We start from the raw sequence: 15,482 nt of genomic DNA on the forward strand, positions 1-15,482 counted from the left end.
CTGAAAACTCAGTCCCAGGGCAGGCTTGCCGGATCGAACCGCGTTTGATCCGGCAATGTCAGGCCAAGCCACCCCTGCGCACCGGGCCAGATGATGGTGCGATACTGCCCGAAATTGGCGTACCGCACCTCAAAGCAGCCCCGGTTACACTCGATTGATGACGGCGCGTAAAGTTCAAGCGGCGTCATCATCCCCGTGGTAATGGTCTTGGCAAGGCTTTCGCGCGCCACCCAAAGCAGGCAGGCCGCCCCATGATCATCCAAATCATGGGCGCGGATCATCGTCTGTATATCTGGCGCGATCCCGTCCAGAATTGCGGGCACATCCCTCATCACCGGCAGATCAACATCAATGCCCAGCGGATGGGCACGATGAAACACAAGCGCCACCGCAAACCGGTCCGAATGCGACAGCGAAACCGACATGCCCTGCACATCTTCGCCGCCGCCAACAATCATTGGCTGATCAAAAACCCCTGATCCGATTTCAATCAATTGCGGATCAATCCCCGGTAAATGGGCCGCCAACGCGGCCTTCGCCGCCAACCGCCCGCTGATAAAACTTTTCCGGCGGCGATCATGCCGAAACCCCGACAGCCGGGCTTTTTCGGCGGCATGCAACTGGCTTTCTGCCAGTTTGTTACACCCGGCATCGTCCATATCCCCAAGATCAAAAACCGCCAGCGTCGCCCGCAGGATATCGGACGACACAAATGTGCCGGTGCCCTTCGGGCGCTCGAACACAAGGCGATGGGTTTTGATCGGGGGCATGCGGTGGCCTTTTATGCGTCATTGCAAACAGACAAAAAAGAATGCCCAAAGCATGCTTTGGGCATTCCCGAAATACAATCTGAAAACCTGATGATCAATCAGGCCTTGGCGGTCGTCGCACCTGCTGCCGGTTTGGCAGTGGTTTTGCCGCCTTTGACAAATTCGGACGCCTTGCGTTTGCCGTCTTCGAATTCGTCCTTGAAACGACCTTTCATTTCATCGGCGTCGAAATCGGCAACCGTTCCGCCCTTGGCAAAGTGCCAGGCGAAAACACGACCCAACGCATAGGTGCAGGCACCGGCAAAGGTCGGCATGGCGACAACGCCAAAGATCGTGCCGACAACCGGAACCTTGCGCACCAGTGCCGCCGTTGCATAACCGACACCGGTCATCGGCAGAACCGTTGCAACCAGGGTCGAAATCGAATTCTTGATCGCGTTCTCGGAGAACGGAACACCGTAAATGTCGCAAAGTTTTGCAAGCATCCGCAGCTGGATGGTGCTGCTGGTGGCCATTTCAAGGAACGGGATCGGAACAAGACCACCAACCGCAGCATAAACGCTATGGCGATGGATGCAGTCACGGGACTGGGCACGAATTTCATCCGCCTTCGCGACGGCCACTTCTTCAGTCTCTTCGATGGTTTCTGCTTCGCTCATTATCGCCTCTTGAATGTCTACCTTCAGGTTGATGATCTGCACGCAAAATTTATTCTTCAACTTTACCTGAACTAACCCGAAGTAGCAACGTGCAACACCCTTTATTTGCTACCGGTTTTTGAAATTTCAGGCTGCCCTGCACTCTCGTGTGTCGCGACCGGTTCCATGTCGCTCTGTTTAACGACACCGCCCCCGCTACCACTGGATTGATCAAAGACCGGCGCAATCGATTTCAAAACATCTCCGGCGGTTTTACCCGCTGTTGAAACATCTTCTGACGCCCCTGCTGCCGGGCCTGTCGGGGCGGCCGGTTTCGTCGGGGGTGTGACCGGCTGCGTGTTCGAATTTGCCGCCGCAGGCCGTGCGCGTTTGCCTGACGGATCAGCAGGTTCGCGAACGCCGGGCGAAATCGCATTTTGCGGCGCGATTTCCTGCGACCGCGCATTAAGCGCCCCGGCATTCGGCAGGCTTTCGGCCGTATCGTTCACAAGCTCCGCCCCCGAACCGGAATCCGCACTGCTGGCCGTCGGTGCATCCGCGGTATTGAGGATCACGGGCAGGCCATCCTTGCCGCCAATGATGATCGTCTTGCTGTTTTTCGATGTCGCAAGCGTCATGGTCGCTTCGATACCGCGCAGGCGCAGATATTCCTCGGTGATCGTTTTGGCGACGATATCCTGGAATTCACGAATACCTTCCGCCTCGATCTTCTTGCGCTGCTTTTCCTTTTCCTCTCGCGCCAGACGGAAATCATATTCCAGCATCGCCTGATACTGTTCGGCCTTGCGTTCAATCGCATCCGCCACGCGTTCCGGCAGTGTCACGGACCGGATCAGAACGTCTTCAACCGTCACCAGCCGCCCCTGGAAGCTTTGATTGACCAGCGACGATCCAAGTTCGTTGACCATGCGTTCAAGGATTTCCGCCTGAATGAAGGCACGGGTTTCGGTATAAAGCTGTTCAGGGGTGTAACGCGAAATCAGTTCACGCGCGTGCGATCCGATTTCCGGATATACAAGGACTTCGGCATAATTCGGCCCGACCAGCTTGTGCAGCATCCCGACCGCTTCGCGGTTGATGCGATAACGCACCGCGATGTCGACTTCCATCGACAGGCCATTCGATGAAATCGTGTCATAAACGCGCGCCTGATTTTGCAGGCGGGCGTCATAGATATACATTTCATCCCACGGGAAGATCATGTGAATACCTTCGCCGTAGCTTTTATCAACGACCGTCCCGCCAAAGAACCGGTACCACATCACCGCAACATGCCCCGCAGGCACGGTAATGAAAATCTGCGGCGCCAACGCGAAAATCGCGACCAGCAGGAACAGAAGACCGATCAGAAAAGCCGTGCGCAACCGCCGCAGGCGTACGCCAGCACTAATGAAAAAGCGCCGCCAAAAGATCGACCATCGCCCTCTTTTGCGGGCGGTTCCGTTTTCGTCTGGTGCACCGGGTGCGACTGTCGCGCTATCAACCATTCATCATCTCGTCGTCGGGTGTATCGTGACGCATGCTGATCGCCCGTCAGTCATCATCTTAATCATAATCAAGGTCTTTAAGCTTTTCACGAAGCTCCCGCGACGGGCGCGCAACGATCTGAACCAGAAAATCGCCAATCGGGGTAATCACAATCGCCAGCAGGAAATGCCCCAGAAACCCGAACGATGTCCGGCGTCCCAGCATGCCGCAAACAATGCAGGCCAATAGATAAATTACAATCAAAATCAAATGCATCGTTTCGCCACCCGAATTCCTGTTATTGCGCGATTACGCGTTCTTCACGCCGTTTTCCCGTCCTGATCGAATTTCAGGCCATCCTTGAATTTCTGGCGGAACTCGGCCTCCGCCTTCTTGGCGTCAAAATCCGCCATCGTCCCGCCTGCGGCGTAATGCTGCTGAAAAACCCGGCCAAGCGCATAGGTAAATGCCGCATTGAAACCCGGCATGGTCACGATGCTCAGTGCCGATCCGACAACCGGCATCACCTTGGCAAGATTGGCAAATATCCCCGTCCCCAAAAGAGCCCGCCCCAAAACGCCGCTGGTAATGCACGCCGTTAAGGCCGCGATCACGGATTTGCCGCTGCTCTTGTTGAACGCAACACCGTAAACATCGCTCAGTTCCGCCAGCATTTTAAGCTGCACGGCAACCGTGGCCGCAGAATCGACAACAGGGATTGGAACAAAACCGGTCGTGGCCGCCCAAAGGGTATTGCGTTGCACAACACCACTTGCAAGACGGTGCTGTTTGCGCCGTTTCAGCACTTCAAGCGTTTCAGCCCCCATCACGTCCCCCGGTTTATTGTCCCGCGGCAAATCATAATCGCTAACTATCGGCACTGCAAACCGAATCAAGGTTTTATACAGCCTTGACCCAACCCCCGATGCAATCAACCATATGGTTTGTGAAAGCGGGTTTCTGAGGATATAACCGGCTTAACAGGACTGTGTTTTGAAAATATTTTGAAAATATATGTCGCCGGAGACACGTTTTGAAGCTGTCTACCAAGATCGGGCTGGCCCTTTTCCTTGTGCTTGCAAGCGCCCTAAGCATGACCACGGTCCTGAACTATCTGCGATTCGACCAGACCCTGCACACCCTTCTGGCCCAGCGGATGACCGTGATCCTCAATGAAACCAGTCAGGATATCGTGGCCGGTATCGATCTGGGTTTGCGGCTGGAAAACATGGAAAACCTGCAACCAATCCTGAACCGGCGTCTGGATATGTCCAACGATATCCGCAATGTCGCCGTTCTTGATTGTGATGGCACCATCATCAGCAACGCCGCGCGATCCCCCAATGATCAGGCGCTCTCTGGCGCGGCAATCGCCCAACAGGCCCGCGATGAGTGGATCGATTTCACACCGGGCATCGCCACCGCCGGGCAGGTCCTGCGCGACAGCCTCGGCCAATGCGCAGGGCAGGTCGTCATTACGGCAAGCGCCGAAACCTCCGAAGCCAAGCTTGCCAATGCCTTCTCCGAAATGTGGAAATCGGCGGCCTTGGGCATGGGCATGATTATCCCCATTCTTGGCGTTCTGTTCATTCTTATGCGCCGCCGCCATCGCGTTTTCGAAGAACTGCACGAAGATCTGGCGCGCGCGGTTGCGGGCAAGGCCCCCAATATCCGCCCCCATGATGGCGATGTCCTGACCCAAAGCGAAATCGAACTGATTTCCCTGTACCGCGAAATCCGCGATCAGTTGCCGCACGAAACAAAAAAGGGCAGCACCAGACGCCAATCGGAAACCTCGGCGGAGCCGCTGAAATGACCCTCTCTGCCAATCCCGATACCAAACCTGACACTCCGACCTCCCCTCATGGTGGCAATATCCGAAGCCGCCTGTTCCCCAAGGGCACGATCTGGATTCTGCTGCTGTTCAGCACAATCTCGCTTTGCATCGCACTGGTCGGGATTTCGTGGCGCGCCGCCGAGCTGGCGCGCGCCGATCTGCAAACCGAAATCCGTGAAAAGGCCGGGATCGAAGCCCGGGTTCTTGGCGAAAAGATCGAAAACGCCCTGCGACTTGGCATTCCGCTGCGCGAAATTGTCGGTTTTGAAACCGTGGTCTACCAGCTTCGCAATGGCGATCCCGATCTGGTTTTTGCCGCCATCACCGACAAGGCCGGCGACATCCTGCATGCAGGCGGTCTGTCATCGGATGAAATCGCCACCGCCCTTAAGGCACCGTCGGGCAATGATACCGCCTATATCGTCACCCGTCTGGACCTGCCCCGCGCCGAAGGGCAGGACGATATCGAAGTCGTCCTTGGGCATGCCCGTGCGGCCCTGATGCGCCCGGTGACGGATAATCTTTATGACATTGCGATCATTTTCATCATCACGCTCGCCCTGTCGTTCGAGCTGATGTTGCTGGTGTTAACCGTCAATGTCGCCCTGCCGGTAAGGGTCGCGCGCAAGGTTCTGGACAATGTGCGCGACCGCAAATTCACCCTGCTGCATGGCCAAAGCACCCATGACGAAATCGGCCAGTTCATGGAACGGATCAATTCCCTGATCAACACCACCGCCAAAAAGGTCGGAACCCATCCCCAGCGCGAACGCGAGGTAAAGCTGATCGGTGTCCGCATGCTGGCCTTCATGTTCGTCCTTGCCGAAGAACTGGCCCGGCCAATCATGCCCGCCTTCTTTAGCCAGGTCACATCCCACAGCATCGACGGGCAGCTTGGTGCTGGCGTGGTCATGGCGGTTCATCTTCTGATGGTTGCCCTTGCCATGCCGATCTGCAGCCTGTTTCAGGAACAGGTCGGGTCACTTCGCATGTATCTGTGCGGCGCGTTTCTGGCGACACTTGGCCTGATCGGTACCGCCTTTGCCGGGGGCATATGGGATCTTGTACTGTGGCGGGCATTGTCGGGGATCGGTTACGCCACCACCTTTGTCGCCTGTCAGTCCTATGTCCTTGATGCCACCAATGACAGCAACCGCACACAGGGTACTGCCATGATGGTCAGCGGCATCATGCTGGCCGATATCTGCGGCCCGGCAATTGGCGGGATTGTTGCGGGCCATTTCGGGCCGGACATGACCTTTATCGCCGGTGCGACCATTGCGTTTCTCGCAGTCCTTCTGGCCTTCTTCCTGATGGATAACATGGTGCGCGGCAAAACCCCGCCACCGATCCCCACACGTGCCGCCCTTCGCGCCATGCTCGGCAATCGCCGTTTGCAGGTCCTGATCCTGTTCGCCGCCATTCCCGCCAAACTGATCCTCAGCGGCTTTTTATATTACCTGACCCCGATGATCCTGCTGCAATCGGGTGCGACCACGGCTGAAACCGGGCGGGTGATCATGCTTTATGGGCTGGTCGCGATCCTGACCGGCTGGGCAGCGGCAAAATGGACCGACAAGAACCAGAACGAAACCCGCGCGGTCGGCATTGGTGGCGGGCTAACAGCAGCAGGCTTGTTGCTGGCGGGCTGGCTTCCGGAATATGCCCTGTTTGCGGTTGCCGTCGCCCTGCTTGGTCTGGCGCAGGCGACCTCAATCCCCGCACAGCTTTCCGCCAGCTTGAAACTCAGCAAGGATTTCACCAAGGATCACGGCACCGGCCCGGTTCTTGCCGTCCTGCGTCTTGCCGAACGGCTGGGCGGGGCTGCAGGTCCGTTGCTTGCCGCCGGTCTGACCCTTCTGGTCGGAACAACACACGCGGTTCTGATCTTCGGGGCCTTTGCTGCTGTTTCGGTTCTGTGCTTTGAACTTCTGATCGGCCATGTGCCCCCAGAACAGAAAAACGAGGGAGGAACGAAATGACCTTTTCCCTTCTCCCCGCCTTTCGTCTGTTGGGCATTCTTGTGGCCATCGCCGTCTCAATCTTTGCTCCGGCGGCATATGCACAATCGCAACCGGACCCGCTTAAAATCGCCATGGTCCTGTGGCGCGGCGAAACCAATGTCGAACAGGGATTTCGCGCCTATTTCGATGAAAACAGCATTGCCGTCGACCTGACCATTTATGACACTGCGCGCGATCTGTCGCGCGTGCCTGCCATCATCGATCAGATCCGTAAAGACCCGCCCGATCTGGTTTACACATGGGGCACCGGGATCACGTCAGCTGTGGTTGGCAAATATGATGCCGTCGATCCGGTACAAAACATTACCGATCTGCCGGTGGTTTATGTGATGGTTTCATCGCCATGGAAAACCGGCATTGCCGCCCCTGCGGGCCAAAGCCGCCCCAATGTCACGGGTGCCGCCCACATCGCCCCGCTTCCCGCTCAGATCAATGCCATCCGCGCCTATCGCCCGATGGACAAACTTGGTGTGGTCTATAACAGCCGCGAAGACAATTCCGTTTCCAACGTCGCCGATCTGACCGAACTGGGCCGCGAAATGGGCTTCGAAGTCCTGGCCGCTCCGCTCGGCAGCAATGGCGAACCCTCACAGGATGACATTCCCCCTGCCGTCGCCGAACTCGCCCGCAAGGGGGCCGACATCCTGTATATCGGACCGGACAATTTCATCGGCAATTATCGCGATACCCTGACCGATGCCGGTTTTGCCAACGGGCTTGCCGCCTTTAGCGCGACCGAACTTGAAGTCCGCGACGGCCACGCCATGCTGGGCCTTGTCAGCCGTTATGAACTTGTCGGCCGCCTTGCCGCCAGCAAGGTCGAACAGATCCTGATCGATGGCATATCGCCGGCTGATATCCCGGTCGAAACGCTTGACCGGTTTTCCTATCTGATCCGGCTGTCATCGGCGCGCAAGCTTAAACTCTATCCGCCGCTGTCGCTGCTTGATTACGCGGAAGTCATCGAATGAGCACCCTGACCCGGCTTGATCCATCCCACCTTCCGGCCATCATCGCCCTGCATCACAGGGTGATCGCCGATCTGCCGCCGGGCAATGCCGCCACCGAAACCGATCAGTTCTTTGCCGATCATCTTGATGCCTGCGGGCAAATCTTTGGCGTCTTTGACGATGATCGTCTGATGGCCTATTGCGTGCTGGGATTGCCGCGTGATGGTGATCCCAATTTCGGCACCGACCATCACCTGCCCCCCGATCTGCTGGGCCAGGTCGCCCATATCGACGGGGTCGCCGTTGATCCAAATTGGCGCGGACAGGGATGGCAACGCAAAATGGTTGAATACCGGATCGAAATGGCCCGGAAATTCGGACGAACCATCGCGCTCAGCACCGTCGCCCCGACCAATTTTCCAAGCCTGATCAGCACCGTATCAACCGGCCTTGCCATTCATGGCTTGATCGCAAAATTTGGCGGAAACCGGTTCTTGCTGCGACGGGATATCGGCCCCGATCAGGATGCAAAATCCGCCCGCGCCCCTGATACAGCCATCTGGTGCGCCAGCGACGATCTTGCGACCTGTCGAAAATTGCTTGATGACGGGTTTATCGGCCAGTTTTGCCAGTCATCGGGCCGCGGAACCGCCCCGCGCATCGGCTGGGCGCCGCTTCCGTCCGCTTAATATCGCGGCTTACTGCTGATAGGTATAATTCCATTTGCGCTGCCCTTTCGGGTCGGCCTGCTGATAATAGGGCTGCCAGTCGCAGGCATGCGCATCGGTTTCCCAATAACACGCCGCCCCCTTATGGAACGGCAGGAAATTGCCCTTTTTGAACATGTCATCAGCAACGACACTCCGGAATGTCGGATACATTTCCTTCATCCGGTCGATATTTTCATGCACGATCCGCGTGATCCAGTACACCACATACGGATCAGCCGGTTCATAGGCAATCAGCGACGCCTTGAAGCCATAGGATGAAATCGCTTCTTCCTGTGCACTATATGTCTTTGCTGGCAAAACCTGATTAAAGAAATACTGGTTTGCCTTGACCATTTCATCGGTCAAAGGCCCGCCCATGCCAACAACCCGCGCCCCGCAGCCAAGCGTATCTTCGATCAGCGACGCCGGATGCCCGATCCAAAGACCGAACGCATCGATATAATTCTCGCAGATGCCAAGCTCGTTATAATCCTGCGCAACGCCGTAAACCGTATCAAGATCGTCCAGCGTCAATTTGTATCGCGACAGAAGTTCAAGCCACAATTCCCGCGATGCCGATCCTTCCGGTCCGATATTGATGCGTTTGCCGCGCAGATCGGCGATCGATTCAATATCGGAATCATTGCGCACCACCAGCAATCCCATTTCGTCATGCAACGACATCACCGACCGCGCACCGGGGATCGGCGCAATGCCTTTCTGCGCTTCCCAATTATTGTTCGACTGCACGATGGCAAGCTGCACCCGCCCTTCTTTCATCAGGCGGATATTGCTGCCGACCCCCTGGGATCGCAACGGCACGCAATGCACCCGATGGCGTTCAAAGGTCCGGCTCATCATGTCGCAAATCTGGGCGGCAACCTTGAAATACACGCCACTCGTACTGCCGCTGTAAATGGCCGCGTAATAGGATCGTTCCGTCTGGCCATCACCGGCAATCACATCGACATTGCTTAACGCCGCCAGACTTTCCGGGTCGGTTGCGCGGCGGCGATACTGCGACAGCGGAATGGCATCGGGCTTGTAAATCAGGCCGTCGATCAGATCGGGATTGGTTTTTGCCGGGTCGATGATGGCATCGTCATAAGTATCGACATCGATATCAGGCAGGACATCAACCGGGGACATATCGGCATTTGCGTCCTCGGCAACGGTACCGCTTCCCTGTGCATGGGCACCCACGGCCCCCGCTGACAACAGCATCGCCAGCATACCGGTCGCAATCATTCTCATGCCGAGCTCAAAACGCAAAACCGTCCACTCATCGTTAGTGATGAATCAATCCCCGCATCCCAATGACCATATCCTAATGGATCATCGGGAAACCCGTCGAGAGCGAAGATGAATTAATATCCCTATTCTCAGCGATTTAACACAATCATCTTCACGACAACCCTGCACGATCGTTGATATTCAGATTGTGTTTGACGCAACATCATACGCCCCTCATAAACCAGAAGAACATATAACAGAAAACCGGACCACGGCCAGATTTCGGAGAAATCGATGACGTCCATCATCGCCCTTGATCCCGGGCGCAACGATATTTATCAGGCGTTCGACCTGATATCCTCCTGGCCGGAATATCGCCAAAGCCCGCTGATCCGCGCCAACGGCCTTGCCCGCGAACTGGGTCTTGGGACCGTCTGGATCAAGGATGAAAGCAAACGGTTCGGTCTGGGCGGGGTCAAGGCCCTTGGCGCCCCCTATGGCCTGAAACAGCAGCTTTTGAAACGCGGCCTGACACCCGGAAGCCCCCAATGCGCGGACTATACCGCCGTTGCCGCAACCGATGGCAATCACGGCCTTGCCGTTGCATGGGCGGCCCGGAAATTCGGCTGTCACGCGCGGATTTATGTCGGATCCGAAGTCGATCAGGCCCGCATCACGCGCATCATTGATAACGGCGCTGAAATCGTCCGGATCGACGGCACCTATGATGATGCGGTCCTTGCCGCCGAACATGCCGCGCAATCGCCCGATATCCTTCTGATCACCGATACCGACTATGGTCACGAACTCGACGTCACCCGCGACATCATGGCGGGTTACGCGGTTCTGGGGATCGAATGCGCCCGGCAGCTTCAGGCTGAAAACATCACCCCCGATCATGTTTTCCTGCAATGCGGGGTTGGCGGCATGGCGGCGGGTTGCGCCATCGGGCTCTGGCATGAAAGCGGCCAGAAACCGAATGTCTGCACGGTCGAGGCAACAAACGCCGCCTGCATTCAGGCAAGCCTCGCAACCGGCGAACTGACATCGGTTCCGGGCAAACTCCTGACCCGCATGATCGGGCTGTCGTGTGGCAAACCGAGTCTCCCGGCATTTGAAATCCTGCGCGAAGTCTCCACCCAAAGCATCGCGATTGACGATGATGTCGCCCTTATCGTTCAGAACGCGCTTTCCGCCGGGATCAATGGCGACGCCCCGCTTGAAACATGGGATACCGGCATTGCCGGAATTGCCGGGCTTTGGCATGTCGCAAAAAACAACGATCTTCGTGCCCGTTTTGGTCTGAATGCCCAAAGCAACGTGCTTGTGATCAACAGCGAAGGCCCCATTCCGCTGCCCTACCGCGCAACGATCTGAATTCTTTCGACGCGAAAAAGGCTTTCGGTTATGCCCCCAACTGGACAGCGACTGGACAGCCCTGCCGGGCACCGGTACAGTCGCGGACAAACACCCGCGTCGGGTTCTATGGGGACTGCAAACAGATGAAATTGCTCGAACTGTTGTCTTGGGGAGATAACAGACTGATGGCCCGGCTTGCCTTTGCCGGTGCGCTATCGGGTGCGGGCAGTGCGGTCCTGCTGGGGCTCGTCAATACCGCCGCCGAAGGCATCGCCGAAAACGGCGTGGACCGGGTTGACTGGCTTCTGGCAGGCGGCTTCATCGCCCTTGCCGTGGTCTATTTCCTGGCCGAAGTTTTCCTGCTTGCCAATATCTCGACCCAGATCGAACAGGGCATAGACAAGGTGCGTCACAAACTTCTGGGTCAGATTGCGCATGCCGACTTCGCCCAGCTTGAAACCTTTGGTCAGGCCCGCCTGTTTGACAGCATAACCCAAAGCACACAGGTCATTTCGCAAAACTCGCACATGATCGGCATGTCGTTCCGATCCCTTCTGCTGGTTGTTGCGGTGATGTGCTATGTTTTCTGGCTCTCCACGCTGGCCTTTTTCCTGATCGTGCTGGTGATCGGGGCCGGGATCGTCATTTACCTGCGCATGGGCAAAGAGCTCGGCATGTGGTTTGGCAAACTCCATCACGCCGAAAATGCCCTGTTTGGCAAGATCGCCGATCTGTTTTCCGGCATCCGCGAAGTCCGGATGTGGTCGTCGCGCAGCAGCACCCTTTTCAATGCCTTTTCGGCAAATTCACTGCAAAAGGAACAGATCACCACTGAAACCCACAGCCTCATGTTCCGGCAGATGATCATGGGTATGACGGCCTTTTATGTCCTGCTGGCCGTGATCGTCTTTATCGTGCCGGTCTATACCGATAATTTTGGCTCCACGGTTTCCAAGGTCAGCACCGCCGTCCTGTTCATGATCGGCCCGATCAGCACGGTGGTGCAGGCAATGGCGGTACTGGGTTCGGCGGAACAGGCTGCTGCGCGTATGGTCACCCTGTCACAGGATTTGCGCGCGATTGCCGAACCGGTTGAAGAAAACGGCACCACACTGCCCGATACATTTTCAAACATCGCGTTCGAGGATGTCTGCTTTACCTATCCCAACCGCGACCCGCGCCACGGCTTCATGCTTGGCCCGATCAGCCTCTCGGTCAAAAAGGGCGAACTGATCTTTATTACCGGCGGCAACGGGGCGGGAAAATCGACCCTGATCAAGCTTCTGACAGCCCTTTATCGGCCGGTATCCGGAGCCATCCGGTTTGATGATATCCAGCTTGGCGCGCAAACCATCGCCTCCTTCCGTCACAAGATCGCCACCGTGTTTTCCGATTTCCACCTGTTTTCCGAATTGCACGGATCGGCCGAAATTGATCCCGACGAAGCCACCCACTGGCTGAACCTGTTTGAGCTGTCACATGTGACGGGCATTCGCGATGGCAAATTCGTTTCCACCGCCCTGTCGGCCGGGCAACGCAAACGGCTGGGCCTGATCACCGCCCTGCTCGAACATCGCCCGATCCTTGTTCTCGATGAATGGGCCGCCGATCAGGACCCGTATTTCCGTAAAAAATTCTATTACGAAATCCTGCCACAGATAAAGGCACGCGGTACGACCATCATCGCCGTCACCCATGACGACCATTATTTCGATGCTGCCGACCGCCGCCTGCATCTCGAAGCTGGCACCCTGCACGAAATTGACCGCAACGACCCGCGTGGAAGGATCTGATCATGCTGCTTATTGATCTTCTGCGATCCCGAACCCGCATCGATCTGCGGCTTGCCGTTGGCCTACTGTCACTGGCATCGATTGCCACCACCATGGTGCTGATCATCGTCAACCTGGCCGCCGAACAGGCCGAAGACGGCGTTGCCAGCATGCGCTATCTCGGCATGATGGGCCTGTCGCTGATCGGCTATATCTGGGCCCAGAAGAAATCCAGCGACATGATCGCCGCCGAGGTCGAACACATCCTCCATCAGCTCCGCCTTGGCATGTTTGATCGCGTGCGAAAAGCCGCCCCCGATACCCTGTCCAGGGTCGGACAGGGTGCGGTTCAAACCGCGCTGACCCAGGAAATGCAAACCGTATCCGCCGCCCTGCCCCTGATGCTGAACGGCGTGCAGCAGGTGGTCCTGATCATCTGTGTCGCGGCCTATCTTGCGTGGCTGTCGACCTTTGCCTTTGTGATGATTTCGGTTCTCGCCATCGTGGTTTCGACCATCCACCTGCAACGCATCCGTAAAATCAACGATGCGACCCGGGATGCGATTGATGATGAAAACCTGCTGTTTGGCGGGTTGTCCGATCTGCTGCATGGCTTCAAGGAAGTCAAAATGAACAGTCGGCGTCGTGCCGCACTTCTGGGTGCGCTCAATGACCGATCCATTCGGGCACGCGATACCAAATCCGTGGTCAAGGCCCAGTGGTCACGCGAATTCGCCCTGATCCAGTTGGCCTTCTACGGCATGATGGCGGCCATGGTGTTCATCGTTCCGATCTTCACATCGGACTATCATGACGTTGCCGTGCAAACCACGACCGCGGCCCTGTTCATGATCGGCCCGATCGGGGCGGTGGTTGCCGCCGTGCCCAGCTTTACTGATTCCGATGTGGCGCTCCGCAAGATCAAGGATATCGATGATCAGCTCGAAGACGCCCTTGACGCCCAGCACGCTCAGGAGGCCACGAACGGCACATCATCGCCCGAAACCCTTGAAAAATTCCAGGATGCCCTTGGCAATATCGCCGAAATCAGCCTGCGTGACGTTCGTTTCTCCTATCCCGGCACATCGGACAGTCCGGGTTTTGCCGTCGGCCCGATCAATGCCACCTTCAAAAAGGGTGAAATCACCTTCATTACCGGTGGCAATGGGGCGGGAAAATCGACGATCATCGCCGTTCTGACCGGCCTTCGCCCGGCGGCAGGCGGATCAATCATGGTCAATGACTGCCCCGTGCCGACCGACGCCCTGCAGCTTTATCGCGATCATTTCGCGACCGTGCTTTCAGACTATCACCTGTTTCGCGAACTCTACGGCATTGATGATATCGACCCGAAGCGGGTCGAAACACTGCTCAAACAGATGGAAATCGACGACAAGGTCGAACTGGATGATAACGCCTTTTCAACGACCTCGCTGTCACAGGGGCAACGCAAACGCCTTGCCCTGATCGCGGCTCTGCTCGAAGAAAAGCCGGTTCTTGTCCTTGATGAATGGGCCGCCGATCAGGACCCGCATTTCCGCTCGGTCTTCTATGAAAAAATCCTGCCCTCCTTACGCAAACAGGGCAAGATCATCATCTGTGTGACCCATGATGATCGTTGGTTTGATACCGCCGATACGATCTATCATGTCCGCGATGGCGAATTTGTCGACGGACGTCAAACCACCCAAGCCTGATCCATCACGCAATCAGCGCATCCTTGACCACGCGCACGATATCATCCCCGGCATCACGCAGGAAAAAATGCCCGCCGGGCAAAACATGCTTGGCAAAGTCTCCCGTGGTTGCCGCCCCCCAGTCATCCAGTTCATCCGGCACCGGGTTCGGATCATCCGCCCCGCCAAAGGCGGTAATCGGGCAGGACAGTTTGGGCAATCCGGTCGAAACCGCGGTTTCCGACAATCTGAAATCCGCCCTAAGGCTGGGCTCAAACAGGGCGCGATATTCCGCATTTTCCAGAATTTCCGCAGGCGTCCCGCCATAATTGGCAATCCCCCGCCAGAACTCATCCGATGACAGATGATGCAACGGCGCCCGATGCCCGGCCACATTCGGCCCCCGCCTTGCGGCAACAAACAGATGAAACGGCACAGCCATCCCCGCCTGTTGCAGATGACACGCCAGATGATGGGAAATCAGCGCCCCCATCGAATAACCGAAAAACGCAAACGGCTGATCCATAAAGGGCTTTAATCCCGCGGCGACGGCCTCAACCATCGCCGGAAGATCATCAATCACCGGATCACCAAACCGCTGCTCACGCCCCGGCAGATTGACCGGCACCACATCGATATCATCGGGGAATTGTGTCAGCCATGGCCGATAGGCCAACGCCCCACCCCCGGCAAACGGAAAACAGAACAGCCGCAACCGGGCACCAGCGGTTGCATGATCATTGACCCAAACGTTTCGCACAATATTTCCCGATATTCAGCCATCTCAAACACATGTCGGCTTCCCGACCGATGCAGGTTACGGGGCGAATGAATAATGTGCAACTTCCGACAAATCCGGAATTTCGTCCCGCAACCAATATATTATCCAAGGTTTTTGGATATCCAGGCAGATAGCCCCCCCAACTATCTGGCTAAAAAATCCAGTCTTTCCGCTAACCACAAAATATCCCAAAATCTTCACCAATATAAGAAAGCCGGAACAGCATTTCTGCTATTCCGGCTTT

Annotated in this window: 14 protein-coding genes; 7 read left to right on the top strand and 7 right to left on the bottom strand. The window is 56.6% G+C overall.

Translation table 11 applies throughout. The features are described 5' to 3' along the window. Positions 1 to 8: 8 nt before the first annotated feature. The 5 genes from R1T41_RS01735 to R1T41_RS01755 form a co-directional block, all read right to left on the bottom strand. Positions 9 to 770, bottom strand: a complete 762-nt coding sequence (locus tag R1T41_RS01735; protein WP_317339524.1) for a hypothetical protein — start codon at positions 768 to 770, stop codon at positions 9 to 11. A 98-nt stretch (positions 771 to 868) separates the two neighbouring features. Further along, on the bottom strand, positions 869 to 1,429 hold the full coding sequence (locus R1T41_RS01740) for a YcjF family protein (RefSeq protein WP_062953554.1): 561 nt from the start codon (positions 1,427 to 1,429) through the stop codon (positions 869 to 871). 101 nt (positions 1,430 to 1,530) lie between these two features. Beyond that, positions 1,531 to 2,916, bottom strand: coding sequence for a prohibitin family protein (locus R1T41_RS01745; RefSeq protein ID WP_317339527.1), 1,386 nt, complete (start codon positions 2,914 to 2,916; stop codon positions 1,531 to 1,533). A gap of 58 nt (positions 2,917 to 2,974) precedes the next feature. Then, the gene (locus R1T41_RS01750) at positions 2,975 to 3,172 is read right to left on the bottom strand and encodes a hypothetical protein (RefSeq protein WP_062953552.1); all 198 of its coding nucleotides are present in this window, start codon (positions 3,170 to 3,172) and stop codon (positions 2,975 to 2,977) included. A gap of 44 nt (positions 3,173 to 3,216) precedes the next feature. Next, positions 3,217 to 3,723 (bottom strand): YcjF family protein, encoded by a 507-nt coding sequence (locus R1T41_RS01755; protein ID WP_062959061.1) that lies wholly within the window; start codon positions 3,721 to 3,723, stop codon positions 3,217 to 3,219. Between the two features lie 206 nt (positions 3,724 to 3,929). Between R1T41_RS01755 and R1T41_RS01760 the strand changes: the two genes are divergently transcribed. The 4 genes from R1T41_RS01760 to R1T41_RS01775 are packed head-to-tail and all read left to right on the top strand — an operon-like array spanning position 3,930 to position 8,396. Further along, the gene (locus tag R1T41_RS01760; RefSeq protein WP_317339531.1) at positions 3,930 to 4,712 is read left to right on the top strand and encodes a hypothetical protein; all 783 of its coding nucleotides are present in this window, start codon (positions 3,930 to 3,932) and stop codon (positions 4,710 to 4,712) included. Continuing rightward, positions 4,709 to 6,715, top strand: coding sequence for an MFS transporter (locus R1T41_RS01765; RefSeq protein WP_317339533.1), 2,007 nt, complete (start codon positions 4,709 to 4,711; stop codon positions 6,713 to 6,715). The genes R1T41_RS01760 and R1T41_RS01765 overlap by 4 nt, the downstream gene beginning before the upstream one ends. Beyond that, complete coding sequence (locus R1T41_RS01770) at positions 6,712 to 7,728, top strand: ABC transporter substrate-binding protein (RefSeq protein ID WP_317339535.1); 1,017 nt, start codon at positions 6,712 to 6,714, stop codon at positions 7,726 to 7,728. Before R1T41_RS01765 ends, R1T41_RS01770 begins: the two co-directional genes overlap by 4 nt. After that, the gene (locus R1T41_RS01775) at positions 7,725 to 8,396 is read left to right on the top strand and encodes a GNAT family N-acetyltransferase (protein ID WP_317339537.1); all 672 of its coding nucleotides are present in this window, start codon (positions 7,725 to 7,727) and stop codon (positions 8,394 to 8,396) included. Before R1T41_RS01770 ends, R1T41_RS01775 begins: the two co-directional genes overlap by 4 nt. 9 nt (positions 8,397 to 8,405) lie before the next feature. On the opposite strand, the gene R1T41_RS01780 is transcribed toward R1T41_RS01775, so the two are convergent. After that, positions 8,406 to 9,671 carry a TAXI family TRAP transporter solute-binding subunit gene (locus tag R1T41_RS01780; protein WP_097053441.1) on the bottom strand — a complete coding sequence of 422 codons (1,266 nt, stop codon included), beginning with the start codon at positions 9,669 to 9,671 and terminating at the stop codon, positions 8,406 to 8,408. Positions 9,672 to 9,944: 273 nt separating this feature from the next. Between R1T41_RS01780 and R1T41_RS01785 the strand changes: the two genes are divergently transcribed. The 3 genes from R1T41_RS01785 to R1T41_RS01795 all read left to right on the top strand — a co-directional run bounded on the left by R1T41_RS01785 (position 9,945) and on the right by R1T41_RS01795 (position 14,478). Next, positions 9,945 to 11,027, top strand: a complete 1,083-nt coding sequence (locus R1T41_RS01785) for a diaminopropionate ammonia-lyase (RefSeq protein WP_317339541.1) — start codon at positions 9,945 to 9,947, stop codon at positions 11,025 to 11,027. A gap of 125 nt (positions 11,028 to 11,152) precedes the next feature. Beyond that, positions 11,153 to 12,802: a cyclic peptide export ABC transporter gene (locus R1T41_RS01790; RefSeq protein ID WP_317339544.1), complete on the top strand. Its 1,650-nt coding sequence runs from the start codon at positions 11,153 to 11,155 to the stop codon at positions 12,800 to 12,802. Positions 12,803 to 12,804: 2 nt separating this feature from the next. Further along, positions 12,805 to 14,478 (top strand): cyclic peptide export ABC transporter, encoded by a 1,674-nt coding sequence (locus R1T41_RS01795; protein WP_317339546.1) that lies wholly within the window; start codon positions 12,805 to 12,807, stop codon positions 14,476 to 14,478. Between the two features lie 4 nt (positions 14,479 to 14,482). Here R1T41_RS01795 and R1T41_RS01800 read toward each other — a convergent pair whose 3' ends face one another. After that, entirely contained in the window at positions 14,483 to 15,217 is a 735-nt protein-coding gene (locus R1T41_RS01800; RefSeq protein WP_317339548.1) for a thioesterase II family protein, read from the bottom strand. Positions 15,218 to 15,482: the final 265 nt, after the last annotated feature.

The sequence above is a fragment of the Thalassospira lucentensis genome (assembly GCF_032921865.1).
In the GTDB taxonomy this organism is placed as follows: domain Bacteria; phylum Pseudomonadota; class Alphaproteobacteria; order Rhodospirillales; family Thalassospiraceae; genus Thalassospira; species Thalassospira lucentensis_A.

What these genes read in the sequence shown, in the direction of transcription:
- R1T41_RS01790 (WP_317339544.1), top strand. Translation starts at nt 11,153, where the DNA reads ATGAAATTGCTCGAACTGTTGTCTTGGGGAGATAACAGACTGATGGCC.
- R1T41_RS01740 (WP_062953554.1), bottom strand. Translation starts at nt 1,429, where the DNA reads ATGAGCGAAGCAGAAACCATCGAAGAGACTGAAGAAGTGGCCGTCGCG.
- R1T41_RS01755 (WP_062959061.1), bottom strand. Translation starts at nt 3,723, where the DNA reads ATGGGGGCTGAAACGCTTGAAGTGCTGAAACGGCGCAAACAGCACCGT.
- R1T41_RS01750 (WP_062953552.1), bottom strand. Translation starts at nt 3,172, where the DNA reads ATGCATTTGATTTTGATTGTAATTTATCTATTGGCCTGCATTGTTTGC.
- R1T41_RS01765 (WP_317339533.1), top strand. Translation starts at nt 4,709, where the DNA reads ATGACCCTCTCTGCCAATCCCGATACCAAACCTGACACTCCGACCTCC.
- R1T41_RS01775 (WP_317339537.1), top strand. Translation starts at nt 7,725, where the DNA reads ATGAGCACCCTGACCCGGCTTGATCCATCCCACCTTCCGGCCATCATC.
- R1T41_RS01780 (WP_097053441.1), bottom strand. Translation starts at nt 9,671, where the DNA reads ATGAGAATGATTGCGACCGGTATGCTGGCGATGCTGTTGTCAGCGGGG.
- R1T41_RS01735 (WP_317339524.1), bottom strand. Translation starts at nt 770, where the DNA reads ATGCCCCCGATCAAAACCCATCGCCTTGTGTTCGAGCGCCCGAAGGGC.
- R1T41_RS01745 (WP_317339527.1), bottom strand. Translation starts at nt 2,916, where the DNA reads ATGGTTGATAGCGCGACAGTCGCACCCGGTGCACCAGACGAAAACGGA.
- R1T41_RS01785 (WP_317339541.1), top strand. Translation starts at nt 9,945, where the DNA reads ATGACGTCCATCATCGCCCTTGATCCCGGGCGCAACGATATTTATCAG.
- R1T41_RS01770 (WP_317339535.1), top strand. Translation starts at nt 6,712, where the DNA reads ATGACCTTTTCCCTTCTCCCCGCCTTTCGTCTGTTGGGCATTCTTGTG.
- R1T41_RS01795 (WP_317339546.1), top strand. Translation starts at nt 12,805, where the DNA reads ATGCTGCTTATTGATCTTCTGCGATCCCGAACCCGCATCGATCTGCGG.